The following is a 24,109-nucleotide window of genomic DNA, read 5'->3' as shown; positions in this document are numbered from 1 at the left end:
GACGTGAATGGGGTGCTAGAACGGCACGTATGGAGTGAACGACGCCGCCTGCGGGCTGCGCCGGCCGTGCTATGCCTTGCGCTGGGCATGGTACTCGCCGGCTGCGGCGATATGGGCCGGTTCCAGGCCGCGGCGACCCCGCCAATGGTCGCGATGCCCAAGCCGAAGCCGGCCGTTGCGCAGACCCCCGCCACCGAGAAGGAGCACGAGCGTATTCTGGCGAGCTATGGCGGCGCCTATGACGATCCCAGGCTCGAATCACTGGTGAGCAAGACCGTCGACCGGCTGGTCGCCGCGTCCGACCGCCCCGACCAGGGCTACAGGGTCACCATCCTCAATTCCGGCGCGGTGAACGCGTTCGCGCTCCCGAACGGCCAGCTCTATGTCACGCGCGGCCTGCTCGCGCTCGCCAGCGACACGTCGGAATTGTCCTCCGTGCTCAGCCACGAGATGGCGCATGTGCTGTCCAAGCATGCCGCGATGCGCGAGGACCAGGCGCGCCAGGCCGCGATCGTCACCCGCGTCGTCACCGACATGAGCAACGATCCCGACCTCACCGCGCTCGCGCTCGCCAAGACCAAGCTCACGATGGCGAGCTTTTCGCGCAACCAGGAGTTCGAGGCTGACGGCATCGGCGTCGGCATTTCCGCCCGCGCGCATTTCGATCCTTATGGCGCCGCGCGCTTCCTCTCGGCGATGGAGCGAAATGCGGAGCTGAAGGTCGGCAAGACTTCGCTCGATCCGCGCGCGCAGGATTTCACCTCGTCGCATCCGGCCACCCCTGAGCGCGTGCAGAATGCGCAGACCATCGCGCGGCAATATGCTGCGCCTGAGGGCGCCGAGCGCGACCGCGAGACCTACCTCGCCGCAATCGACAACCTCGTCTACGGCGAAGATCCCAGCGAAGGTTTTGTGCGCGGCCGGCGTTTCCTGCACCCAAAACTCGGCTTCACCTTCCAGGCGCCGGACAATTTCACGCTCGACAATACCGCGCAGGCGGTGATCGGCGTGCGTGACGGCGGCTCGCAGGCGATGCGCTTCGACGTGGTGCGGGTGCCAGCCGAGCAGTCGCTCGGCGATTACCTGAATTCCGGCTGGATGGAGGGCGTCGAGAAGGCCTCCACCGAGGACATCACCATCAACGGTTTTCCGGCTGCGTCCGCTACCGCCAAGGGCGATCAGTGGCAGTTCAAGGTCTATGCGCTGCGCTTCGGCAGCGATGTCTATCGCTTCATCTTCGCGGCAAGGCAGAAATCGACCGAGAGCGAGCGCAACGCGCGCGAGACCGTCAATTCATTCCGCCGCCTGACGCTCGAGGAGATCCAGGCCGCGCGCCCCCTGCGCATCAAGGTCATCACCGTGCAGCCCGGCGATACCGTGGAATCGCTCTCCCACCGCATGGCCGGCGTCGACCATCCCGCGGAGCGCTTCCGCGTGCTCAACGGTCTCGATCGCAACGCGCAGGTGAAGGTGCGGGATCGCGTGAAGGTCGTGGCGGATTGACGCCGCAGTAGAGTGGGCAAAGCGGAAGCGTGCCCACCATTCTCGCCGCAATTGTTTGCGGATGGTGGGCACGGCGCTACGCGCCTTTGCCCACCCTACAAGCCGCGTGAGCCCTAACCGCCAGCGTCCATATCGCCCGCCTCGCGCTGGCCACTGAGCCACAGCGCCAGCAACGTCCAGAACGCGCCTGACAGCAGATACGCACCGGAGGCAATAACGCCGAGATTGGTGGCGAGCAGAAGCGCCACCAACGGAGCGAAGCCGGCACCGAACAGCCAGGCCATGTCCGAGGTCAGCGCCGAGGCCGTGTAACGATACATCTGGTTGAAATTCGAGGCGATCGCGCCGGAGGACTGGCCGAAGGACAGGCCGAGCAGAATGAAGCCGATCACCATGTAGATGGTCTCGCCGAACGCGCCGGCGTCGAGCAGCTGCGGGGCGAAGCCGCTATAGATCGCGATCGCGATCGCCGATCCCATCAGCAGCGACTTGCGCCCGACGCGGTCGGCGATGATGCCAGAGAGCACGATCGCGCCGACGCCGAACACGGCGGCGACGATCTCGATGATCAGGAAGCGCACCGGGCTTTCGCGGGTGAACAGGAACACCCAGGACAGCGGAAACACCGTGACCATGTGGAACAGCGCGAAGCTCGCGAGCGGCGCGAAGGCGCCGAGCATGATGTTATGGCCTTCGCGCGCGACGGTGTCGGAGATGCGCGCCGGCTGCAATTCGCGGGTTTCGAACAGCGAGGCATATTCCTCCGTCGTCACCATGCGCAGGCGCGCGAACAGCGCCACGACGTTGATGGCAAACGCAACGAAGAACGGATAGCGCCAGCCCCAATCGAAGAAGTCGTCGGCCGAGAGGTTGCCGGCGAAATAAGCGAACAGCGCGCTCGCCACGATCAACCCGAGCGGGGCCCCGAGTTGCGGCCCCATCGCGTACCAGCCGCGCTTCGAAGGTGGCGCATTCAATGCCAAGAGCGAAGCCATCCCGTCCCAGGCGCCGCCCCAGGCCAGACCCTGCGCGATCCGCGCCAGCGCGAGCAGCCAGATCGCGGCGCTGCCGATCTCGTGATAGCCGGGCAGGAACGCGATCGCGACAGTGGCGGTGCCGAGCAGGAACAGCGCCGAGATCAGCTTGGCCGTCTTGCCGTATTCCCGGTCGACCGTCATGAAGATGACGGTGCCGATCGGCCGGGCCATGAAGGCCAGCGCGAAGATCATGAAGGAATAGAGGGTGCCGGTCAGCTCGCTCGCGAACGGAAACACCAGGCGCGGGAACACGATCACCGAGGCGATGGCGAAGACGAAGAAGTCGAAGAATTCCGAGGTGCGGCCGATGATGACGCCGATGGCGATTTCGCCGGCACTGGCCTGGTCGTGGCCGTGCTCGCCCGAGTGGAGTTCTGCCATTGCGGGGGTCTGTGCCGTCGCCATGCGTGCGCCCTTAACGTCCTGAAAACCAAAGCCGACCGCCCGGCGGGGCGCCAGGCAGACTTACCGTTGTCTGGCCCAACATTCCGCACTGCAACATTGGACAAATTGTCCAATGTCCGGATTGCTGCGCCGCAGCTACCCGTTGGCTCCGCAAAGGAAACTCATTCTCAAAGGCTCGGCCCGTGTCCCGTCTCAAGATCCTGGCGCTGCTACCCCTGGCAGTTGCGCTCAGTGGCTGCAACTACGTCGTGCTGGCGCCAGCTGGTGACATCGCAGCGCAACAGCGCGACCTCGTCATCATCTCCACCGTCCTGATGCTCCTGATCGTCGTCCCCGTGATGGCGCTCACGGTGCTGTTCGCCTGGCGCTACCGCCAGTCCAACACCTCGGCCCGCTACGAGCCGGAATGGGACCACTCGACCAGCCTCGAGCTGGTGATCTGGTCGGCGCCGCTGCTGATCATCGTCTGCCTGGGCGCGCTGACCTGGATGGGCACGCATCTGCTCGACCCCTACCGCAACATCGGCCGCATCCATGCCGACCGCGCGGTGGACCAGTCCAAGGCTCCGCTCGTGGTCGACGTCGTTGCGCTCGACTGGAAGTGGCTCTTCATCTATCCGGACTACGGTATCGCCACCGTCAACGAGCTCGCGGCCCCGATCGATCGCCCGATCAATTTCCATATCACCGCGTCTTCGGTGATGAACTCGTTCTACATCCCCGCACTCGCCGGTCAGATCTATGCGATGCCGGGCATGGAGACGTCGCTTCACGCCGTGATCAACCACGCTGGCGTCTATAAGGGCTTTTCGGCGAACTATAGCGGCGCCGGCTTCTCCGGCATGCACTTCAACTTCCACGGCCTCGACGACAAGGGCTTTGACGCCTGGATCGCCAGCGCCAAGTCGGCCGGCGGCTCGCTCGGCCGCACCGAATATCTCCAGCTCGAAAAGCCCAGCCAGAACGAGCCGGTGCGCCGCTGGGGCACGATCGATTCCGATCTCTACCGCCTGATCCTCAACATGTGCGTCGAGACCGGCAAGATGTGCCAGAGCGAGATGATGGCAATCGACGCCAAGGGCGGCCTCGGCCATGAGGGCATGAACAACACCCTGCCGCTGGCCTACGACAAGTACGCCCGCCGCGGCAGCCCGCTCGCGCCCGAGCCGACCTTCGTCGCCGGCACCTGCACGCCCGATGCACCGCAGGGCAAGACCACCGCCTCCATTACGGCACCGATCGACACCGCGCCGCTGCTCGGCGCCGGCCTGAAGCGGCCGACCTTCGCGCCGCTCAAGTCCTCGTCCTTCTTCCTCGGACAACGTCCCAAGTCAGACTCCTGAAGTCAGACTCCTAAAGAGAGCTCGCATGTCTCCTGATTTTCTCAAGCTCATCTTCGGCCGTCTCGGGCTCGATTCGCTGCCGCTGCACGAGCCGATCCTCGTCGGCACCTTCGCGATGGTCGCGCTCGGCGGGATCACGCTGCTCGCCGGCCTCACCTATTTCCGCCTCTGGGGCTATTTGTGGCGCGAGTGGTTCACCACCGTCGACCACAAGCGCATCGGCATCATGTACATGATCCTCGGCATCGTGATGCTGCTGCGCGGCTTCGCCGACGCCCTCATGATGCGCGCGCAACAGGCGCTCGCGTTCGGCGGCTCCGACGGCTTCCTCCCCTCCCATCACTACGACCAGGTCTTCACCGCCCACGGCGTAATCATGATCTTTTTCGTGGCGATGCCGCTGGTCACGGGCCTGATGAACTATGTCGTGCCTCTCCAGATCGGCGCACGCGACGTGTCGTTCCCGTTCCTGAACAATTTCAGCTTCTGGATGACCGTCGGCGGCGCGGTGCTGGTGATGGCCTCGCTGTTCATCGGCGAATTCGCCCGCACCGGCTGGCTGGCTTATCCGCCGCTGTCGAACATCGGCTACAGCCCTGACGTCGGCGTCGACTATTACATCTGGGCGCTGCAGGTTGCCGGCGTCGGCACGACGCTGTCCGGCATCAACCTGATCTGCACCATCGTCAAGCTGCGGTGCCCCGGCATGACCATGATGAAAATGCCGGTCTTCACCTGGACCTCGCTCTGCACCAACGTCCTGATCGTCGCGTCCTTCCCCGTTCTGACCGTCGTGCTGGCGCTGCTTTCGCTCGACCGCTACGTCGGCACCAATTTCTTCACGAACGATTTCGGCGGCAGCCCGATGATGTACGTGAACCTGATCTGGATCTGGGGCCATCCCGAGGTCTACATCCTGGTTCTCCCTGCCTTCGGCATCTTCTCGGAGGTCACCTCGACCTTCTCCGGCAAGCGGCTGTTCGGCTACACCTCGATGGTCTACGCCACGGTGGTCATCACCATCCTGTCGTACCTGGTCTGGCTGCACCACTTCTTCACGATGGGCTCGGGCGCCAGCGTCAACTCGTTCTTCGGCATTACCACGATGATCATCTCGATCCCGACGGGAGCGAAGATGTTCAACTGGCTGTTCACGATGTATCGCGGCCGCATCCGCTTCGAGCTGCCGATGATGTGGACGATCGCCTTCATGCTGACCTTCGTGCTCGGCGGCATGACCGGCGTGCTGCTCGCGGTGCCGCCGGCCGACTTCGTGCTGCACAACAGCCTGTTCCTGATCGCGCACTTCCACAACGTGATCATCGGCGGCGTGGTGTTCGGCGCGTTTGCCGGCATCAACTACTGGTTCCCGAAGGCGTTCGGCTTCAATCTCGATGTGTTCTGGGGCAAGCTGTCGTTCTGGTTTTGGGTCGTCGGCTTCTACCTCGCCTTCATGCCGCTCTATGTGCTCGGCCTGATGGGCGTGACCCGCCGCCTCCGCGTGTTCGACGATCCGTCCTTGCAGATCTGGTTCGTCATCGCCGCGATCGGCGCCGGCCTCGTCTTCCTCGGCATCCTCAGCATGCTGATGCAGTTCGCGGTCAGCTTCCTCAAGCGCGAGCAGCTCAAGGACGTCACCGGCGATCCCTGGGATGCGCGCACGCTGGAATGGGCGACCTCCTCGCCCCCGCCGGACTACAATTTCGCCTTCACCCCCGTCGTTCACGACAATGACGCGTGGTGGGACATGAAGAAGCGCGGCTACCAGCGTCCGCTTACCGGGTTCAAGCCGATCCACATGCCCAGCAGCACCGGCACGGGAATCATCCTTGCCGGCTTCGCCACCGCGATGGGATTCGGCCTGATCTGGTACATCTGGTGGCTGGCGGCTGCGAGCTTCTTCGCGATGCTCGCCGTCGGCATCGGTCACACCTTCAACTATCACCGCGACTTCGACATTCCGGCCGACGACGTCGTCCGGGCCGAGGACGCGCGAACCAAACTGCTCGTCGGAGCCAAGTAAATGACTATCGCTGTCAATCCATCGCAAGCCGGCGAGCCGGTCTTCTATCTCGCCGACGAACATCCGCATCCGGAAGGCTACAGCACCTCGCTCGGCTTCTGGATCTATCTGATGAGCGACTGTCTCATCTTCGCGATGCTGTTCGCCACCTTCGGCGTGCTCGGCGCCAACTACGCCGCCGGGCCCGCGCCGAAGGACCTGTTCGAGCTGCCGCTGGTCGCGGTGAACACCTCGATGCTGTTGCTGTCGTCGATCACCTATGGTTTTGCCATGCTGACGATGCAGCAGAACAAGATCGCCCAGACGCAGATGTGGCTGGCGATCACCGGCCTGTTCGGTCTCGCCTTCATTGGCATCGAGCTCTCCGAGTTCGCCCACATGATCCATGAGGGTGCGACGCCCCAGCGCAGCGCCTTCCTGTCGGCCTTCTTCACGCTGGTCGGCACCCACGGCCTGCACGTCTCCTGCGGCCTGATCTGGCTGGTAACGCTGATGGTGCAGGTCTGGAAGTTCGGTCTGATCGAGGCCAACCGCCGCCGCCTGATGTGCCTGTCGATGTTCTGGCACTTCCTCGACGTGGTCTGGATCGGCGTCTTCACCTTCGTCTATCTCCTGGGAGTTCTGCGATGAACACCGACATCCATGCCGCCCACGCGGACGATCATCACCACGGCGGTAGCCATGCCCACGGCACGTTCTCGACCTATATGCTCGGCTTCGTGCTCTCGGTCGTGCTCACCGCGATCCCGTTCTGGCTGGTGATGAGCGGCGCGCTGCCGAGCAAGCAGATCACCGCGCTGGTCATCATGGCCTTCGCGGTCGTGCAGATCGTCGTGCACATGATCTACTTCCTGCACATGAACACGACGTCCGAGAACGGCTGGAGCATGATGGCGCTGATCTTCACCATCGTCATGGTGGTGATTGCGCTGTCCGGTTCGCTGTGGGTAATGAACCATCTCAACAGCAACATGATGCCGATCCACCAGATGAGCGGAATGAAGTGAGCGAGACTCTGAAGTGAGCAAGATCCGGACCGTGACGGGCAAGGCAGATGGGGCGCGCGGCAAGGCTGCGCGATTGTCGTCCCTGTGGCTCACGGTCCTCTTGCTCGCGGCCTTTGCTCTTCTGATCGCGCTCGGCGTCTGGCAGATCGAACGCCGCGCCTGGAAATTGGCGCTGATCGACCGTGTCGAGCAGCGCGTCCATGCCCCGGCCCAGCCGATCCCGTCGCGCACGGCATGGCCGACCGTCTCCACCGCAAGCGACGAATACAGGCACGTCAGCGTCACCGGCCGCTTCCTGCATGACCGCGAGACGCTGGTTCAGGCCGTCACCGAGCAAGGCCCGGGCTATTGGGTGCTGACGCCGCTTCAGCGCGGCGATGGCGCGCTGGTCCTGATCAATCGCGGCTTCGTGCCGTCCGAGCGGCGCGACGCATCGACGCGCCAGAACGGCAATCCGGACGGCCAGGTCGAGGTCACGGGCCTGCTCCGCATGACGGAGCCGAAAGGCGGGTTCCTCCGGAACAACGTGCCCCAGCACAACCGCTGGTACTCGCGGGATGTGGCCGCGATCGCGGCGGCGCGCGGTCTCGACGATGTCGCGCCCTTCTTCGTCGATGCCGATGCCGGATCACATTCTGGACCCGGCCCAATCGGCGGATTGACCGTGATCCGCTTTCCCAATAACCACCTGATCTACGCGCTGACCTGGTTTGCCCTGGCTTTCATGCTGGCGGGTCGACTTATCGTCACATTTTGCGGCGGACTGTTCCGCCGCAAGAAACCCTGGAGCAGCTTCGTCCACGAACCGGCCGGCGGCTCGGATGCTGTCGCCCGGAGGACGGGATCAGATGCTGGAACGATCGTCGAGCAGACCTGACGACGGGAAGACGCTTCCCCAGACACTTGCTCCTGGCGAGCTGACCGTCACGCTGCAATCGCAGGCGGACGCGCGCAGTGAGCTGATCGGCGTTGCGCCGACCGACGACGAGACCAACCGCAAGAACATGGCGCTGCTGATCCAGCTGCGCTGGACCGCGGTGGTCGGCCAGGTCGTGACCATTGGCACCGTGCATTTTGGCCTGGGCATTCCGTTGCCATTGGAACGGATGGGCGCGGTGATCGGCGCGCTGGTGCTGCTCAACGTCTCCAGCCTCGTCTGGGTGCGCCATCGCGCCGCGATCACCAACAGCGAGCTGCTGGTCGCCTTGATGCTGGATGTCGCCGCGCTGACCGCGCAGCTCTACCTCAGCGGCGGCGCCACCAATCCTTTCACCTCGCTGTTCCTGCTCCAGGTCACGCTGGGTGCGGTGCTGCTCGATGCCCGCTCGACCTGGTCGCTGGTCGCGCTGACCTGCGCGAGCTTCGTCTGGCTGACCCTCGCGTACCGCCCGCTCGACCTGCCGCCGAATCCCCTGAGCGAGACCTACAGCCTCACCGTAACAGGCATGCTGCTGGGTTTCGTGCTCAATGCCGTGCTGCTGGTCGTGTTCGTCACCCGCATCAATAGGAATTTACGCGAGCGCGACGCGCACCTGGCGGCGCTGCGCCAGCATGCCGCCGAGCAGGATCACATCGTTCGCATGGGCCTGCTCGCCTCCGGCGCGGCGCATGAGCTCGGCACGCCGCTGGCCTCGCTCTCGGTCATCCTCAGCGACTGGCGCCGCATGCCCGATCTCGCCGCCGATCAGGAGCTGGCCGAAGATCTCGCGGAGATGGAAACCTCCCTGCAACGCTGCAAGACCATTGTGACGGGCATCCTGGTGTCGGCGGGCGAAGCGCGCGGCGAGGGATCCTCGCCGACGACGGTGACGGCCTTCATCACCGCGCTGGTGCACGAGTGGCGCGACGCGCGCTCGGCCCGCACGCTCTATTTCGTCAATACCTTCGGCGAGGACGTCGCGATCGTATCGGACGTGGCGCTGAAGCAGGTGATCTTCAACGTGCTCGACAATGCCTACGAGGTCTCACGCGAATGGGTCGAGCTCGTGGCCGAGCGCGAGGGCGACAATCTCATGCTGTCGATCAGCGACCGCGGCCCGGGCTTTGCGCCGGAGATGCTGGCACAGCTCGGAAAGCCCTATCAGTCGAGCAAGGGCCGCGCCGGCGGCGGGCTAGGCCTGTTCCTGGTGGTGAACGTGGTGCGCAAGCTCGGCGGCACCGTGACCGCCGAGAACCACCGGAAGCGCGGCGCCACCGTGCGCCTGAGGCTACCGCTCGCAACGCTCGCGATCGGAGGGAATTTTGACGCCTGACCGTTCGCTCATCGTCGTCGAGGACGATGCCGGCTTTGCCCGTACACTGAAGCGCTCGTTCGAGCGCCGCGGCTACGAGGTCGCACTCGCAGCTTCGATCGAAGACGTACGGAACGCGCTGGAAGAGCGATCGTTTGGACACGCGGTGGTCGATCTCAAGCTCGGTGGCGCCTCGGGGCTCGCCTGCGTCGAGCTGCTGCACACGCACGATCCGGAGATGCTGATCGTGGTGCTGACCGGCTTTGCCAGCATCTCCACCGCCGTCGAGGCGATCAAGCTCGGCGCCTGTCACTACCTGGCAAAGCCGTCGAACACCGACGATATCGAAGCCGCCTTCAACAAGGCCGAGGGCAACGCCGAAGTCGCACTCGATGCGCGGCCGACCTCGATCAAGACGCTGGAATGGGAGCGCATCCACCAGACCCTGATCGAGACCGATTTCAACATCTCGGAAGCGGCGCGCCGCTTGGGCATGCATCGGCGCACGTTGGCAAGGAAACTTGAGAAGCGGCCGGTGAAGTAGGCCACTCGTCGTCCCGGGGCGCGCGAAGCGCGAGCCCGAGACGACGCGCAGTTCGCCCGCAAGCGCTCCTACATCGTTCCCCAATACTCCCGCGCCGTCTGCACCACCAGCGCCAGCTTGGCGCGCTGGTCGGCTTCGGTGATCCGATTGCCCTCGACCACGCTGGCAAAGCCGCATTGCGGGCTGAGCGCGAGCAACGACGGATCGATCAGCTTGGCCGCCTCGTCGAGGCGCCGCTTCAGAGCTTCCTTGTCTTCGAGCTGCGCATGCTTGGTCGTGACCAGCCCGAGCACCACCTGCTTGCCCTCAGGCATGAAGCGTAGCGGCGCGAACGAGCCGCTGCGCTCGTCGTCATACTCAAGCAGGAAGCGGTCGACGTTGAGCAGCGCGAAGCAAGTGTCGGCGAGCCCTTCATAGGTTCCCTCCGCCAACCAGGTGCTGTGCGCATTGCCGCGACAAATATGGATGCCGATCGTCGTCGCCGGAGACCGCTCGGAAATGCAGTCGTTGATGAGCTGGATATATCGCCGCAGCCGTGCGTCGGGATCGTCGCCGTCGGCGACAACCTCGGCGCGCAGAGTGGGATCGAGAAAATAGCTGAGCAGGGGATCGTCGATCTGGATGTAGCGGCAGCCGACGGCTTCCAGCGCGGCGATCTCGCGGCGATATACCGCCGCAACATCGGCGAAGAAGGCCTCGATATCAGGATAGATCTCTTTCGAGACCGACTTGCGGCCGCCATGGAAATGCAGCCGCGTCGGCGACGGCACGGCGATCTTGGCGACGGCCTTGGCGTGCTTCTGCACAAAGCGGAAGTCGTCGACCAGGATCGGCGCGGCCGCGCCCACCCGACCCGCAACATGCACCGATTTCGGGACGTATCGCGGCGCCTCATTGGTTGCGAACGCGGTGCCGCCGCCTGCGACGATCTCCACGCCCTCTAGCTTGCGGACGAAATCGATCCACCAGTTCTCGCGCCGGAACTCCCCGTCGGTAACGACGGGGAGCCCAAGCCCTTCCTGGTAGGCGATGACATCGGCGATCGCCCGATCCTCGATCCCGTGCAGCGCGGCCGCATCGATCTCACCGGTCTCGAACCGGCGGCGCGCAGCATGGAGAACGTCCGGGCGGAGCAAGCTGCCGACCGTGTCGGCCCGGATCGGCGTGGGCGAAGGAGCGTTGGTCATGGGTCCTCGATCGTTTGCAAACGTCCGGCGCTCAATGCGCCGGATCTTTCACGTTCGGGAAGGTCTCGAACTCCATGTTGTAGAGTTCGCCGTCGTGGTGCTCGACCTTCCGCATGTAGATGTTCTGGATGATGTCGCGCGTCGCGGGATCGATCGAGATCGGGCCGCGCGGGCTGTTCCAGCTCTGGCCCTTCATCGCCGCGATGAGGGCATCGCCATTGGTGTCGCCCTTGGTCGCTTCCACGGCGCGATAGATCAGCTCGAGAGCATCCCACGCACCGACGGCGACGACGTTGGGGCGCATGCCGGGATTGGCCGCCTTGAACTGTGCAACGAACGCCTTGTTCTCCGGCGAATCGTGACTCGCCGAGTAAGGACCGCCGGTAATGGCGCCGAGAGCCGCATCTCCCATGTTGTTGAGGAGATCGTCGTCGGTCAGATCGGACATCGCGACCAGCTTCATCCCGGCCTTGTCGAGGCCGCGTTCGACGAATTGCTTCATGAAGTTTCCGCCGGCACCCGTCGGAACGAACACGAACAGCGCATCCGGCTTGGAATCGGCGGCGCGTTGGAGAAACGGCGCAAAGTCGGGATTGGCGAGAGGAACCTTCAGTTTCTCGATCACGCGACCGCCGTGGGCCTCGACGGTCTTTGCGAACCATTCCTCGGCGTCCAGGCCCGGACCGTATTCGGAGACGATGCTCACAAAGGTCTTGGGCCCGGATTTCGGCGCCCACTGGCCGATGACACTGGCGATCTGCGGGATCGATTGCGAAGTCCGCACGATGTAGGGCGATTTTTCGACGATCGACGATGTCGCCGCGACCATGATCACCTGCGGCACCTTGGCCTTGGCGGCAAATGCGGCGGCTGACAACGCCGCCGGCGTCGTGCCGAAACCGGTGAGGATCGAGACGCGCTCCTGCGCAAGAAGCTCCTGGGCGAACCTGTTGGCATTCTCGGGCGCGCCGCGATCATCGCGAAAGATGAACTCGATCTTGCGGCCGGCGACGGTGTCACCCTTCTCCTTGGTGTAGGCCTTGATCGCGGCCTCGATCTGCTTGCCGTTCGACTGGAACGGCCCCGTCATGGGAATGATCACACCGATCTTGACCGGATCCGCAGCGTGAGCCGCCGCGACCATTCCCAGAGCCGCCATTGCGGCGATGCCCCAGGTCTTCAGTTGCTTCTTCACTCGTCTCTCCCCTGCAGTTTTGTTTTTGGTCATCGGTATTCGAACAGGCGGCACAACGGCGCCACGCTCAGCGCGCTTCCCTTGCCGAAAGGCGATACATGATGCGGCGGGCCATCAGGCCGGGCTTGTCGGGCGCAAAGCTCAGGTCGAACTGCGCTTCGCCATCGGTCCGCACCACCTCGTTGATCCATTCGAGCGCCTCGACATCCTCGTGATAGGCCTGCGAGTGTGCCTCGAACATGAACTTGTCGATCTCAAGATCTCCCGGGCGATAGTCGCGCGAATTGAACCACCAGTAGTGGATGGAATTGTTGGTCTCCGGCGTGAAGACATGGGTGATGTTGTAGCGGTAGAGCGAGGGCTGCCCCGGGTCGGGCGCGGGATCGCGCACGCTGGCAAACGCGGTGTGAAGCGCCGGCGAGACGAAGCGCGCCTCGGAAGCGCGATCGACCAGCTTGTGCATGATGTTGGCCGGCTTGCCGTAGACGCCCGGCGGCGGCGCTCCCTTCAACTCCCGCCGGATCACGACCTGATTGTTCTCCGTGGAGACGCTGAGCTTCGAGCGCGCATATTCCGGCGTGCCCACCGTGCCCGGATGCAGGAACGGAAAATGGGTCTGGTCGATGAGGTTTTCGTGCATCGACACATAGTCGGACTTGATGTGGAAACTGCCGGTCACCGTGCCCCAGGCGGGATCGCCGAGCCATGATGTGTCGGGGATCAGGGCCTCGTCGGCGAGGTCAGGTGCGCCCATCCAGATCCAGGTGAGCGGGCCGCGATCCACGATCGGATAGGTCTGGACGGTCGCGGTCGCAGGCGTCTGGGTGAGCGCCGGCATATGCGCGCAGACGCCGTCAGACCCGAACTCCATGCCGTGATAGCCGCAGACCAGCCGGTCGCCGACCAGCTTGCCACGCGCGAGCGGAAAGGAGCGGTGCGGGCAGCGATTGCGCATCGCGACGGGTGCACCGGCTTCGGTCCGAAACAGCGCCACGTCGATGCCGAGCAGTTTTCGGGCGAGCGGCGTGCGGCCGATCTCGCTTGCACGCGCACAGGCGTACCAGCAATTGCGGATCAGCGGCGTCGAATGGTTAGCGAAATCGCCGGGCTCCCTGGGCTCCATCGCGGCGAAGACGGCCTCGTCGGTCGGTCGGGACAGGTCGATCGTATCCATCGGCTTTCAAACTTTCTTAGGTAACTAAACGTTGAGCGCGAGCGCGCGGCCGGTGATCCGCGAGCAGCAGATCGCGATCTGCCTCCCGACGAGGTGCTCCTTGTCGCTGAAATAGCGGTCGCGGTGATCCAGCTCGCCGTCGCACGCTGCGACGTCCGTGATGCAGAGACCGCACTCGCCGCGGCGACAGCTCGACAGCGTATCGACGCCGGCAAGTTCGAGCGCATCGAGGATTGTGGTGCCCGCCCCGACCTTGATGCGACGTCCGGTCGGGAGCCGTACCTCAAAATCTCGGTCATCGGGCCTGTGGGCCGCGTTGAAGACTTCGAAACGGACGCGCTCCCTATGCCAGCCGAGGGTGGAGGCAGCCTCGCGCAGCGCCTCGATCATCGCGCCAGGTCCGCAGACATACACCACCGCGTCAGCCGGCTGGCCGGACAATAGCCCGACGAAATCAGGAAGGCCGTCGCGCCTGCTCTCGTGGAGGGTCAAGCGATCTCCGCACAGACCTTCCAGCTCGTCGACATAGGCCATCGCGGAACGATCCTGCCCCGCATAGAACATCGAGAAATCCACGCTCCGCATCCGCAGCGAGCGCGCCATCGCAAGCATGGGCGTGACGCCGATGCCGCCGGCGACCAGCAACGCGTTCGCCCGATGTCGGGACAGCCGGAAGGCGTTGATCGGCCGCGAGACGGTCAGCGCCGTGCCGTCGCGAAAATTGGCGTGAACGAATGCGGAGCCGCGCGCGCGGTCTTCGCGCTGCACGGCGATGCGCCAGAACGGTTCGGGATCGTCGCGAAGCGTGAGGGGACCAACGATCGAATAGTGCCGGACGAAACGATGCTCACGGCCGCCGAAATGAAGCTCGATGTGGCTGCCGGATTCCGCCAGCGGCAGCGGACGGTTGTCGGCACGCCCGATCCGGAATTCGGAGATGCGCTCGGTCAAGGCACGCCGCGCGAGCACGACAGCATCGAGACGCTTGCCGAACATGAGACCTCCCGGGCGACGCCGGTACTCCGACGTCACGGTGATTATCGTCTCTAACTAGCAGGACGGCGCGCCGGTCAATTATGCAGGATTTGAAATAGACCTTGCAAAAAATGAATATTATACCGATCCAATCGATATCGCGGTCTCGCAACAGGTCCATGAAGAAAACGCCCATCCTCACGATCAAGCAGGCGCGGGTCATCAGCGCCGTCGCGAGTTGGGCCAGCCTTGCGCGCGCGAGCGAGCAGCTGAACGCGAGCCAGAGCAGCCTGTCCCGCGCCATCGCCGAAGTCGAGGGCAGGCTGCGTCAGCGGCTGTTCGCGCGCGGCTGGACCGGCATGGAGCCGACGTCGCAGGGCGAAATCGTCATCGCGCGCTGCCGCCACATGATGTCGAGCATCCAGGCCGCACAGGAGGCGCTCAAGGCTTCGGGCGCACGCATCGCCGATCTCGGCCACCATCTGGCCTGGGAGCTGCTCGGCGCGGTCAACGCTGTCAAGGTGACCGGCAGCGTATCTGCTGCAGCCGAATATCTCGAACGATCCCAGCCCGACATCAGCCGCGCGCTCGCCAGGATCGCCGCGGCGACCGGACGATCGCCATTCGAGCGCACGCGCTCGGGCATGAAGGCGACCGGCGATGCCGCGATCCTCGCCGACCTCCACACAAAGCTGCTGATGGACGTGATGACGCTGCCGGAGCAGCTTGAGGCGCTGTCCGGCAAGGTGACAGGCCGCGTCGCCGTCGGCCTGCTGCCGTTCTCCGAGCAGGACATCGTCGTAAAGGTGTTCGGCGAGATGCTGAGCCGGCACCGGCACGTTCGGCTTCAGGCGGTCACCGGCAGCTATGCGGCTTTGATCGACGGATTGCGCCAAGGCGAGCTGGATTTCGTCATCGGCCCTCTCCGCGAGCCGCCGCCCTACGACGTTCTCGAAGAGCGGCACCTCTATGATGAATTCTTCGCCGTGATCGCACGGGCGGATCATCGGCTGGCCAAGGGTCGGCGCAAGCTCGGGGATCTCGTCGGCGAGAACTGGGTCGTCGCGCCACATGGAACGCCGACGCGCCGCTACTTCGAGGAACTATTGATCGGACGAGGCCTGGTGCCGCCGTCGCAGACCTGCGAGATCGTCACCTTCGCGCTCGCCGAGCAGATGGTCATGAACAGCGACGTCATCGCTCTGCTGACCTATTCGCCCGCGAAGCTGAAGACCATTGCGAAGGGACTGAAAGCGCTTGCGGTCGAGCTTCCCGCCAATTCGCGCGCGATCGGCCTGACCTACCGCAGGGATCAGCCGTTGACGGCAGCGCAACAGACCTTTCTGGAGATCCTCGGCCAGAGAGCAGCAAAGCTTGCTCGCGCGAAATAACGTGGTCTGGAGAGATCCAGCGGCGAGCTGATCACCACCGCACGCATCGAACAAAAAGCCCGGCCAAACGGCCGGGCTTTTGATCTGTTGCGATCGACGCGACGAGAAGCTTACGCGGCCTCGTCGGCGACTGCGGTGTCGTCGCCATCGGTATCGCCCTCGGCATCCGCCTCGCCCTCGCCTTCGGCGGCTTCCGCCTTGGCACCGTTGCGGCGCGGGCTCTTGGCGAGCTGGGCCTCGATCTCCTTGACCGCTTCGGTCTCGGTCGAGTGCTGCACAACCGCAATCTCGCGGGAGAGACGATCGAGCGCCGCTTCATAGAGCTGACGTTCAGAGTACGATTGCTCGGGCTGCGACTCGGAACGGTAGAGGTCGCGCACGACTTCCGCGATCGCGACGATGTCGCCCGAATTGATCTTCGCTTCGTATTCCTGAGCGCGGCGCGACCACATGGTGCGCTTGACGCGGGCGCGGCCCTTCAGCGTCTCCAGCGCCTTCTTTACCAGCGCGGGCTCGGACAGCTTGCGCATGCCGACGTTCGCGACCTTGGCGGTCGGCACGCGCAGCGTCATCTTGTCCTTGATGAAGTTGATAACGAACAGCTCGAGCTTGGCACCGGCGATCTCCTGCTCCTCGATGGCCAGGATCTGGCCGACGCCGTGAGCGGGATAGACGACGAATTCGTTGGCCTTGAAGCCCTGGCGCTGGGTCACGACCTTCTTTTCCTCGACCTTCGGCGCGGGTGCAGCGGCCTTCACGGCCGGCTTGGCAGCGACAGGAGCCTTGGAAGCGACGGGAGCCTTGGAAGCGACAGGAGCCTTGGCAGGAGCAGCAGCAACGTGGGCCTTCGGCGCGGCGGGCTTGGCAGCGGGAGCCTTGGCCACAGCAGGCTTGGCCACAGCAGGCTTGGCCACAGCAGGCTTAGCGGCAGCAGGCTTGGCAGCGGTCGCTTTCGCGGCCGGTTTGGCAGTCTTGTTAGGCATTGCGCTTCTTTTGTTCTTCGAGGACTTTGCAGCCGGCGCCTTCGTCGCGGTCCGACCCTTGGATGCGCTACGGCTGGCCGCGGCGACTTTTTTGGGCTCCTTGTGGGAAGCCCTCGCTGAAGTACTCTTTTTACGCGTTTTCTGTGACACAGCCTGCGCGCGGAAACTGCCACGCCCCTGTTCGACATTTGGTTTCACGGGAACCCAGAGGGGCCAACGCGGCTGACGGGTTCGGCTTAATGTGCCCAATATAGCACATTTCCCGCAAAAATCAATGATTTAGGGGTCGTGAGGGCTGGATTTTGGCGCCAACGAAGGTATTAGGGTTAAGTTTGGGCCTGAATTAGTCTCCGGAGCCGGGGTTCGGAGAAAAATATTTCTCGAACTTACCTTCCTGGCCGTCGAATTCCTTCGCGTCGGCAGGCGATTCTTTCTTCTGGGTGATGTTCGGCCAGCTCTTGGCGTAGTCGGCATTGACCTGCAGCCACTTTTCGAGGCCCGGTTCCGTGTCCGGCTTGATGGCGTCGGCGGGGCATTCCGGCTCGCACACGCCGCAGTCGATGCACTCGTCAGGATGAATGACGAGCATGTTCTCGCCCTCGTAGAAACAGTCGACCGGGCAGACCTCGACGCAGTCGGTGTACTTGCACTTGATGCACGCTTCAGTGACGACGTAAGTCATCGAACGCTCCGAAAAGCTCTTTTAAAACTCGCGGCTTGCGTAGCGCGGATGGCCCGGCGCTGCAAGGTCGGGAACGGCCGATCATGACGGCTAAACGCGTTTGATCGGCCAAGAAATGAATTCAAAGCGCAATTAGTTGCGCCGAGAACTTGGAGTGCCTTCGCTCAGCTCTTCGTAGAGCACGCGTGCCGAGGCGGCATCGCCGCGGCGTTCGTTGAAAGCGGTGACTTTCAGCACGCGCACGGTGCGATCGAGCGCGACGGTGAGCACATCGCCGATCTTGATCGCATGCCCCGGCGATGTTTCGCGTGCACCGTTGATGCGAACGTGTCCGCACTCGACAAGCTCAGCGGCGGAGGTGCGCGCCTTCACCAGGCGCGCGTGCCACAGCCATTTGTCCAGGCGCTGCCGCTCGGTCGTGGGATCACTCCTTGCGGCCCGCGAGTTGCTCTTTCAGCGCGGCGAGCTTTGCGAAGGGCGAGTTGGGATCGACCGGACGATCGCGCTCGCGCGGGTTCGCGCTCGAGGCGTAGGGGCGCAGCGATGGACCGCCCTGGCGATCGCGGCCCTTGTCGCGGTCGCGGCCGCGATTGTCGCGGCCCTTGTCCCGATCGCCACCGAACTTGCCTTTGTTGCGATCGCGATCCTTGTCGCGCTCCTTGCCCTGATCCCGACCTTGGAAGCTGCGGTTCTTGTCGTCGCGCCCCTCGGGACGCGGTGCGGCTTCGGCGCCAGCTTCGCGCGGCTTGCGGAAATCCTTGCCACCATCCCTGCGATGGCCGCCGCCGTGACGATGGCGCTGCCCACCGCGCTTCTCGCCGTCGGCCGCCTGCGCGGCCTCGCCCTCAGCGGGCGCTGCGCCGGCTTCGGCGCCGGCCTGCGGACGCTGATTGTGATGACGCTGGTGGCGATGGCGCTCGTGGCGCGGCTTGCGATCGTCGTGACGGCCGCCGGGCCGCCAGACCTCGACGAGTTCGGGCTCGGCTTGTGCGGCCGCGGCTTCAACAGGCGCCGCCGCATCGGCCGATGCGGCAGCTTCCGTCGCGGCGGTCTCGGCGGGAGCGGCGTCAGCAGCTTCATTGGGCGCAGCGGCTTCTTCCGCCGGCGGTGCGATGCCGGGGGCATCTTCCGGCGTGACAGGAGCTTCGGATGATGCTTCGAGCGCCGGCTCTTCTTGCGCGGGCTCGTCGTGCTGTTCCATGCCGGGCGCGTCTTCGACGCTGACCGGCTCGGCGGCGGCTTCGGTGGAGACAGTCGACTCCTCCGGCAGGCCGGCAACGGCTTCAGCGGCGGTGTCAATCGATGTCTCTGCGCTGCCCTCGGCAGGCAAAGTCTCGGCCGCGACCGTCTCGGCAACAGCGGCCACCGGCTTCGCCGGCAGCGGCGGGCGCTTCTCCATGCGGTAGCCGAGCGCGCGCAGCACCGAGGCGAAATCTTCGCCGGCCGAGCCCGTCAGCGAGGTCATCGCCTGCGTCACCACAAAGCTGCGGCCGTCGAACGCACCGGCGGGCTTTTCGCCGGGCGAGTTCTCGCGCCAGGCCAACGCCGGGCGAATCAAATCGGCAAGGCGCTCCAGGATGTCGACGCGCACGGCGCGCTCGCCGGCCTGCTTGTAGCCGAGCACGCGATAGGCATCGCGTGGCAGCTGCTTGTCGACCGGGAACGAGGTGCGGCCCGAGCTTGCGAGATGCTGCGCGCCGGACAGCGACGACAGATCGACATTGTCCTGCTTCAGCGCCCACAGCAGCGCGGCCAGCGCACGCCCGGCGGGCTTCAAGAGGCCGGGGAAATAGATGTGATAGGCACCGAAGCGGACGCCGTATTTGCGCAAGGTCGCGCGCGAGGACTGGTCGAGATCCTTCAGCTCGTTCGCAATCTTGGGACGCTCGAGCACGCCGAGCGCCTCGACCAGCTGATAGGCGATGCCGCGGGCAATGCCGGTGACGTCCTCGGCCTTCGACAGCTCGAACATCGGCCCGAGCAGCTTTTCGACATGCGTCTTGAGCCAGAGATCGAGCCGGGCCTGCACCTTCTCACGCGGGCTGCCGGTCAGGCGCTCGTCGGAGATGATGCGGATGCGCGGATGCAGCGCCTCCTCTGCGGCCGAAAGGCGCGCCACCGCGTCGCCGGTCCAGCGGATGGTGCCCTCCGAGGTCAGCACGAACTGCTCGTCGGGCGCATTGCCCAGCTTTTCGGCGCGCGCGTTGATCTCGCCGGCGAGCACCGCCTGGGCGGCAGCCTGCAAGGCTTTCGCATCGGAGCCGGCTTCCGCCGCATCCGGTGCAAAGGTGAAGCCATCGAGGCGGCCGATGACATGGCCTTCGACGATGACATCGCCGGTCTTGCCGATTTCCGTATTCAAGCTCGTGTTCTCCCGCAGGCGGCGCATCAATACACTGGTCCGGCGATCAACGAAACGCTCAGTCAAGCGTTCATGGAGCGCATCCGATAATTTATTTTCAATCTCCCGCGCGATCCCCTGCCAATGTTCGGGGTCGGCGAGCCAGTCCGGCCGGTTGGCGACGAAAGTCCAGGTGCGGATCTGCGCGATCCGGGCCGACAGCGTGTCGATGTCACCGTCGATGCGGTCGGCCTGCTGGATCTGGGCTCCGAACCAGGCGTCGGGAATGCGGCCCTTCTGCATCAGGAAGCCGTACAGCGTGGTGACGAGCTCGGCATGGGCGGCCGGCGACAGCTTTCTATAATCCGGGACCTGGCAGGCCTCCCACAGCCGTTCGACGGCCAGCTTGCCATGCGCGATATCGCGCACCTCGACGTCGCGGGCGGCGTGATCGAGCACGCGCATGTCCTCGGCGATCGGCGCGCGCGTCAGCGCCTCATGGCCGGGGGCCAGGTTCAGCGACACCTGGAGCGCGCCGAGCGAGGCGAAATCCAGCCTCGAATTGCGCCATTGCAGCATCTTGACGGCGTCGAAGGTGTGGTTCTGGAGCGCATTGACGAGCTCGGGCTCGAACGGCCCGCAGCGGCCTGTGGTCCCGAACGTGCCGTTGCGGGTGGCGCGGCCGGCACGGCCGGCGATCTGGGCGAATTCGGACGGCGTTAGGCGGCGGAACTGATAGCCATCGAACTTGCGGTCGGAGGCGAAGGCAACGTGGTCGACGTCCAGATTGAGGCCCATGCCGACGGCGTCGGTGGCGACGAGGTAATCGACGTCGCCGTTCTGGAACATCGCAACTTGTGCGTTCCGTGTGCGCGGCGAGAGCGATCCCAGCACCACGGCCGCGCCGCCATGCTGGCGGCGGATCAGCTCGGCGATGGCATAGACCTCGTCGGCGGAGAAGGCGACGATGGCGGTGCGCCGCGGCTGGCGCGTGATCTTGCGGTCGCCGGCGAATTCGAGCTGCGACAAACGCGGCCGCGTGATCATGGACACGCCCGGCAACAGGCGCTCGATGATGGGGCGCATCGTGGCAGCGCCGAGCAGCAGCGTCTCGTCGCGGCCGCGGCGGTTGAGGATGCGGTCGGTGAAGACGTGGCCGCGCTCGAGGTCGGAGGCGATCTGGACCTCGTCGACGGCGAGGAAGGAGACGTCGAGGTCGCGCGGCATCGCCTCGACGGTGGAGACCCAGTAGCGCGGGTTCTTCGGCTTGATCTTCTCCTCGCCGGTGATCAGCGCGACGGCCTCGGGCCCGACGCGGCCGGCGATCTTGTTATAGACCTCGCGCGCGAGCAGGCGCAGCGGCAACCCGATCATCCCCGAGGAATGCGCGAGCATCCGCTCGATGGCGAGATGGGTCTTGCCGGTGTTGGTGGGCCCGAGCACGGCAGTGACGCCAGCGCCGGGTGCGCGCTCGGAAGCGAAGGGGGAGGAGGAAAAGGGCATCTAGGGGATTAGGTAGTGGCGATTGGGGCGAATGTCAGTGCTGTTTGGGGCGGCGAGGCGATTGGGCCTTGCTCCTCATCCCGAGGAGCGCGTCAGCGCGTCTCGAAGGATGAAGGCCCGGCTGGCGCCGTTGAGCTAGCCAAGCCCCTCGCCCTTCGAGACGGCCGCTGACGCGGTCTCCTCAGGGTGAGGGGCACACCGTGGGTGTGGGAGCGCGCTCCCCAATCCTCGCGCAACTGTCTCACTTTGCGACGCTTTTCCCGTTGGTCTTAAGCTTCGGAACGACTCCAGAACGAATCGCGGCCGAATCGCTGACTCCTCATTGAGTCATGTTCCGTTCACGCAACATGTCGCGGGACTCATATTGGTTGCGACTAGATGGAGTTTTGCCCTGCCGCACAAGCGGCGTTTCGATGACCCGTTCCTTAAAATTGGGGACGGCGCGGAGTCGAATCAGAATCGGAGCGGAGTCAAATGGATTCCGGGCAGCCCACCCTCAACACAAAAACGCGAAAACAACCCCATGCACAGTAGGTAAGTCATTGAAATAATACGATTTTGTATCCTTGAAAAGGGACCGCAAGCGCGGGCGGCGTTCGTAGCCCGCATGGAGCGGAGCGGAATGCGGGGGCCACGGCAAAGACCCCGGATTGCGCTGCGCTCCATCCAGGCTACGGCAGCGCGGCCACCGCAGCGCGCTACTGCGTCTTGGCGACCTTTGGCGGCTGGGCGGCGGTGATGAAGCTGGTGGCTTCCAGCATGGCCGGGCCGAGCGGGGTCGGGACCTTCAGCCAGAACGGCACCAAGACCCGCGTGCCGGCGACCGGGGCGAAGGCGATCTCGATGTTGCGCTGGGCGGCGAGGTATTTGATCACGGGGCGATCGGGGATGTAGCCGGCCACAGGCACGAAATAGAGCGAGCAGACCACGACCGGGCCCTTATAGCCCTTCTCCGCCTTCACGCTCTCCATGCGCTTGAAATCGAGCCTGAGCTCGTAGCGCATGCGGCCGTCGAACACCGGCGCGGAATTGTGGCAGGCCTCCGGCGTAACGGGATCGCCGGTGCCGGGCACGCGCAGCAGCGAAGCGGTCATCGGATCCCAGACGCCGCGGCGATGCGCCTCGGTGACGACGATGCGGTCGGCATCGACCGGCGGCTCCGGCACGATGGCGAACTCCTTCACATTGCCCTTGTCGAGCGTGATGCGGATCTCTTCGGTCTTCTTCGAGGTGGTGGTGGAGGCCTGGTAGCCGGTCGCAACCAGCGCACCATTGACCACCCGGCCCTGCGAAGCGCCGGTGCCGGACCCGCCCGCGAACGATTTCAGCAGCCCCGTGGTGCCGCCCGAGGCCGCCGCGGCGAACACATCGTCCCCGATATCGATGGTCCAGGCGCCCTTGCCGACGGGAATGCCCGAGAGCGTCGCCTCATATTGCGCCTCGAGCTTGCCCTGCGCCGCCGCAGGCTCCGCGGCCCACGCCAGGACGAGCCCGCCAAGGGCCGCCAAAACCAGCCGGCCGGCAGGGTGCGGCCGGGCTGAACGCAGCTTGGGCGCAAGATGAGGGCACGTGGGCACGAAACAATCCAATCGGGGCGCGACGGTTGTTACTTAAGCCAAAAACCGCGGCAAACAACAATGTGTCCGGGCATGTCAGCTTCCGGAACTCCACCGGACTCTTCGGGGGCGAATACGCCCTTTATGTGATGGTAAGGCGTTTTAAACATTGCCGTTTTGGTTATCGGGTTCTTCGCCTCTCCCCGCTCCGCTGCCCTTCCCCTTCTCCCCGCGCGCGGGGAGAAGGTCGGGATGAGGGGGACTCTCCCCGGGCGAGGTGAGAATCGGTGTGCTCAACCAGCCCCTCCCCCGCGGAGATTCCTCCTCACCCGGAATCCGCGCTAATCGCGCGCATTCCGGCCTCTCCCCGCAGGCGGGGAGAGGCGAAAAGACGCCCCCAAAACCTTGACGTCCCGCCGCTTCCCCCCTATACGTCCGCCGCTCCCTGCAAGGACAGAGAATTTGCCCCCGTGGCGCCCAAAATGGCGGCCGCACATCGTTGGGGGAAAGATAGAGGATTTCGACATGTCTCGCCGCTGCGAACTGACGGCCAAGGGCCCCCTCGTCGGCCACACGGTCAGCCACTCCAACATCAAGACCAAGCGGCGCTTCCTGCCGAACCTGTGCAACGTGACCTTCATCAGCGAAGCACTCGGCCGCAACGTGCGCCTGCGCGTCTCCACCAACGCGATCAAGAGCGTCGACCACATTGGTGGCTTCGACGCCTTCCTGCTCAAGGCCAAGGCCGACCTGCTGTCGCCGCGCGCCCTCGAGCTGAAGCGCGCCATCCAGAAAAAGGTCGGCGACACCGCGCCGGTGAAGAAGGCGAGCTAAGAATTTTCGAATAGGGCGGGGGCTAGGTTGCGTCGCGTGGCGCAGGCTTAGCCGAGTAAGAGTTTTGCGTTGCGGCCGGATCGGAAGATCCGGCCGTTTTTTTGGTGCGCCCAGCATGGGTGCACTCTTATGGGTGAAAGTCCCATCGTGAGTTGATCACAACGAGCGAAGTGAAGCGCAACTGCATGAGGGCGA

At 64.6% G+C, this 24,109-nt stretch carries 20 protein-coding genes; 10 read left to right on the top strand and 10 right to left on the bottom strand.

The annotated features are described in order from the left end of the window. Positions 1-111 precede the first annotated feature (111 nt). On the top strand, positions 112-1,503 hold the full coding sequence (locus tag IVA80_RS27315; RefSeq protein ID WP_247437479.1) for a M48 family metalloprotease: 1,392 nt from the start codon (positions 112-114) through the stop codon (positions 1,501-1,503). A gap of 113 nt (positions 1,504-1,616) precedes the next feature. Here the strand turns inward: IVA80_RS27315 and IVA80_RS27310 are convergent, their stop codons facing one another. Beyond that, complete coding sequence (locus tag IVA80_RS27310) at positions 1,617-2,945, bottom strand: MFS transporter (protein WP_247437461.1); 1,329 nt, start codon at positions 2,943-2,945, stop codon at positions 1,617-1,619. 182 nt (positions 2,946-3,127) lie between these two features. On the opposite strand from IVA80_RS27310, the gene cyoA reads away from it, so the two are divergent. The 7 genes from cyoA to IVA80_RS27275 are packed head-to-tail and all read left to right on the top strand — an operon-like array spanning position 3,128 to position 10,093. Then, a complete protein-coding gene (gene cyoA / locus IVA80_RS27305; protein WP_247437459.1) occupies positions 3,128-4,288 on the top strand; it encodes a ubiquinol oxidase subunit II in 1,161 nt (386 codons plus the stop codon). A gap of 25 nt (positions 4,289-4,313) precedes the next feature. Next, positions 4,314-6,311, top strand: coding sequence for a cytochrome o ubiquinol oxidase subunit I (gene cyoB, locus IVA80_RS27300; protein ID WP_247437456.1), 1,998 nt, complete (start codon positions 4,314-4,316; stop codon positions 6,309-6,311). Then, positions 6,312-6,941: a cytochrome o ubiquinol oxidase subunit III gene (gene cyoC / locus IVA80_RS27295; RefSeq protein WP_247437454.1), complete on the top strand. Its 630-nt coding sequence runs from the start codon at positions 6,312-6,314 to the stop codon at positions 6,939-6,941. Then, positions 6,938-7,318: a cytochrome o ubiquinol oxidase subunit IV gene (gene cyoD, locus IVA80_RS27290; RefSeq protein WP_247437452.1), complete on the top strand. Its 381-nt coding sequence runs from the start codon at positions 6,938-6,940 to the stop codon at positions 7,316-7,318. Before cyoC ends, cyoD begins: the two co-directional genes overlap by 4 nt. A 13-nt stretch (positions 7,319-7,331) precedes the next feature. Beyond that, complete coding sequence (locus IVA80_RS27285; RefSeq protein WP_247437450.1) at positions 7,332-8,195, top strand: SURF1 family protein; 864 nt, start codon at positions 7,332-7,334, stop codon at positions 8,193-8,195. Then, positions 8,167-9,570, top strand: a complete 1,404-nt coding sequence (locus IVA80_RS27280; RefSeq protein WP_247437447.1) for an ATP-binding protein — start codon at positions 8,167-8,169, stop codon at positions 9,568-9,570. Before IVA80_RS27285 ends, IVA80_RS27280 begins: the two co-directional genes overlap by 29 nt. Further along, positions 9,560-10,093, top strand: coding sequence for a response regulator transcription factor (locus IVA80_RS27275; protein ID WP_247437445.1), 534 nt, complete (start codon positions 9,560-9,562; stop codon positions 10,091-10,093). Before IVA80_RS27280 ends, IVA80_RS27275 begins: the two co-directional genes overlap by 11 nt. A 68-nt stretch (positions 10,094-10,161) precedes the next feature. On the opposite strand, the gene IVA80_RS27270 is transcribed toward IVA80_RS27275, so the two are convergent. The 4 genes from IVA80_RS27270 to IVA80_RS27255 form a co-directional block, all read right to left on the bottom strand. After that, complete coding sequence (locus IVA80_RS27270; protein ID WP_247437443.1) at positions 10,162-11,280, bottom strand: 5-methyltetrahydropteroyltriglutamate--homocysteine S-methyltransferase; 1,119 nt, start codon at positions 11,278-11,280, stop codon at positions 10,162-10,164. Positions 11,281-11,311: 31 nt separating this feature from the next. Continuing rightward, positions 11,312-12,439 (bottom strand): ABC transporter substrate-binding protein, encoded by a 1,128-nt coding sequence (locus IVA80_RS27265; protein WP_247437477.1) that lies wholly within the window; start codon positions 12,437-12,439, stop codon positions 11,312-11,314. 103 nt (positions 12,440-12,542) lie between these two features. Next, the gene (locus IVA80_RS27260) at positions 12,543-13,649 is read right to left on the bottom strand and encodes an aromatic ring-hydroxylating dioxygenase subunit alpha (protein WP_247437441.1); all 1,107 of its coding nucleotides are present in this window, start codon (positions 13,647-13,649) and stop codon (positions 12,543-12,545) included. A gap of 24 nt (positions 13,650-13,673) precedes the next feature. Then, positions 13,674-14,645, bottom strand: a complete 972-nt coding sequence (locus IVA80_RS27255; protein WP_247437439.1) for a PDR/VanB family oxidoreductase — start codon at positions 14,643-14,645, stop codon at positions 13,674-13,676. Between the two features lie 158 nt (positions 14,646-14,803). Between IVA80_RS27255 and IVA80_RS27250 the strand changes: the two genes are divergently transcribed. Continuing rightward, positions 14,804-16,015: a LysR family transcriptional regulator gene (locus tag IVA80_RS27250; RefSeq protein WP_247437437.1), complete on the top strand. Its 1,212-nt coding sequence runs from the start codon at positions 14,804-14,806 to the stop codon at positions 16,013-16,015. Positions 16,016-16,125: 110 nt separating this feature from the next. Here the strand turns inward: IVA80_RS27250 and IVA80_RS27245 are convergent, their stop codons facing one another. The 5 genes from IVA80_RS27245 to IVA80_RS27225 form a co-directional block, all read right to left on the bottom strand. Further along, on the bottom strand, positions 16,126-16,998 hold the full coding sequence (locus IVA80_RS27245) for a CarD family transcriptional regulator (RefSeq protein ID WP_247437435.1): 873 nt from the start codon (positions 16,996-16,998) through the stop codon (positions 16,126-16,128). Positions 16,999-17,341: 343 nt separating this feature from the next. Further along, on the bottom strand, positions 17,342-17,680 hold the full coding sequence (gene fdxA / locus IVA80_RS27240; protein ID WP_247437433.1) for a ferredoxin FdxA: 339 nt from the start codon (positions 17,678-17,680) through the stop codon (positions 17,342-17,344). A gap of 132 nt (positions 17,681-17,812) precedes the next feature. Beyond that, a complete protein-coding gene (locus IVA80_RS27235; RefSeq protein WP_256467536.1) occupies positions 17,813-18,082 on the bottom strand; it encodes an RNA-binding S4 domain-containing protein in 270 nt (89 codons plus the stop codon). Between the two features lie 22 nt (positions 18,083-18,104). Next, the gene (locus IVA80_RS27230) at positions 18,105-21,524 is read right to left on the bottom strand and encodes a helicase-related protein (protein ID WP_247437431.1); all 3,420 of its coding nucleotides are present in this window, start codon (positions 21,522-21,524) and stop codon (positions 18,105-18,107) included. Between the two features lie 698 nt (positions 21,525-22,222). After that, positions 22,223-23,032, bottom strand: coding sequence for a DUF3108 domain-containing protein (locus IVA80_RS27225; protein WP_247437474.1), 810 nt, complete (start codon positions 23,030-23,032; stop codon positions 22,223-22,225). A 573-nt stretch (positions 23,033-23,605) separates the two neighbouring features. On the opposite strand from IVA80_RS27225, the gene rpmB reads away from it, so the two are divergent. After that, a complete protein-coding gene (gene rpmB, locus IVA80_RS27220) occupies positions 23,606-23,914 on the top strand; it encodes a 50S ribosomal protein L28 (RefSeq protein ID WP_247437429.1) in 309 nt (102 codons plus the stop codon). Positions 23,915-24,109: the final 195 nt, after the last annotated feature.

The sequence above is a fragment of the Bradyrhizobium sp. 139 genome (genome assembly GCF_023074175.1).
Classification (GTDB): Bacteria; Pseudomonadota; Alphaproteobacteria; order Rhizobiales; family Xanthobacteraceae; genus Bradyrhizobium.
This window is presented reverse-complemented; position numbering and strand designations above follow the sequence as displayed.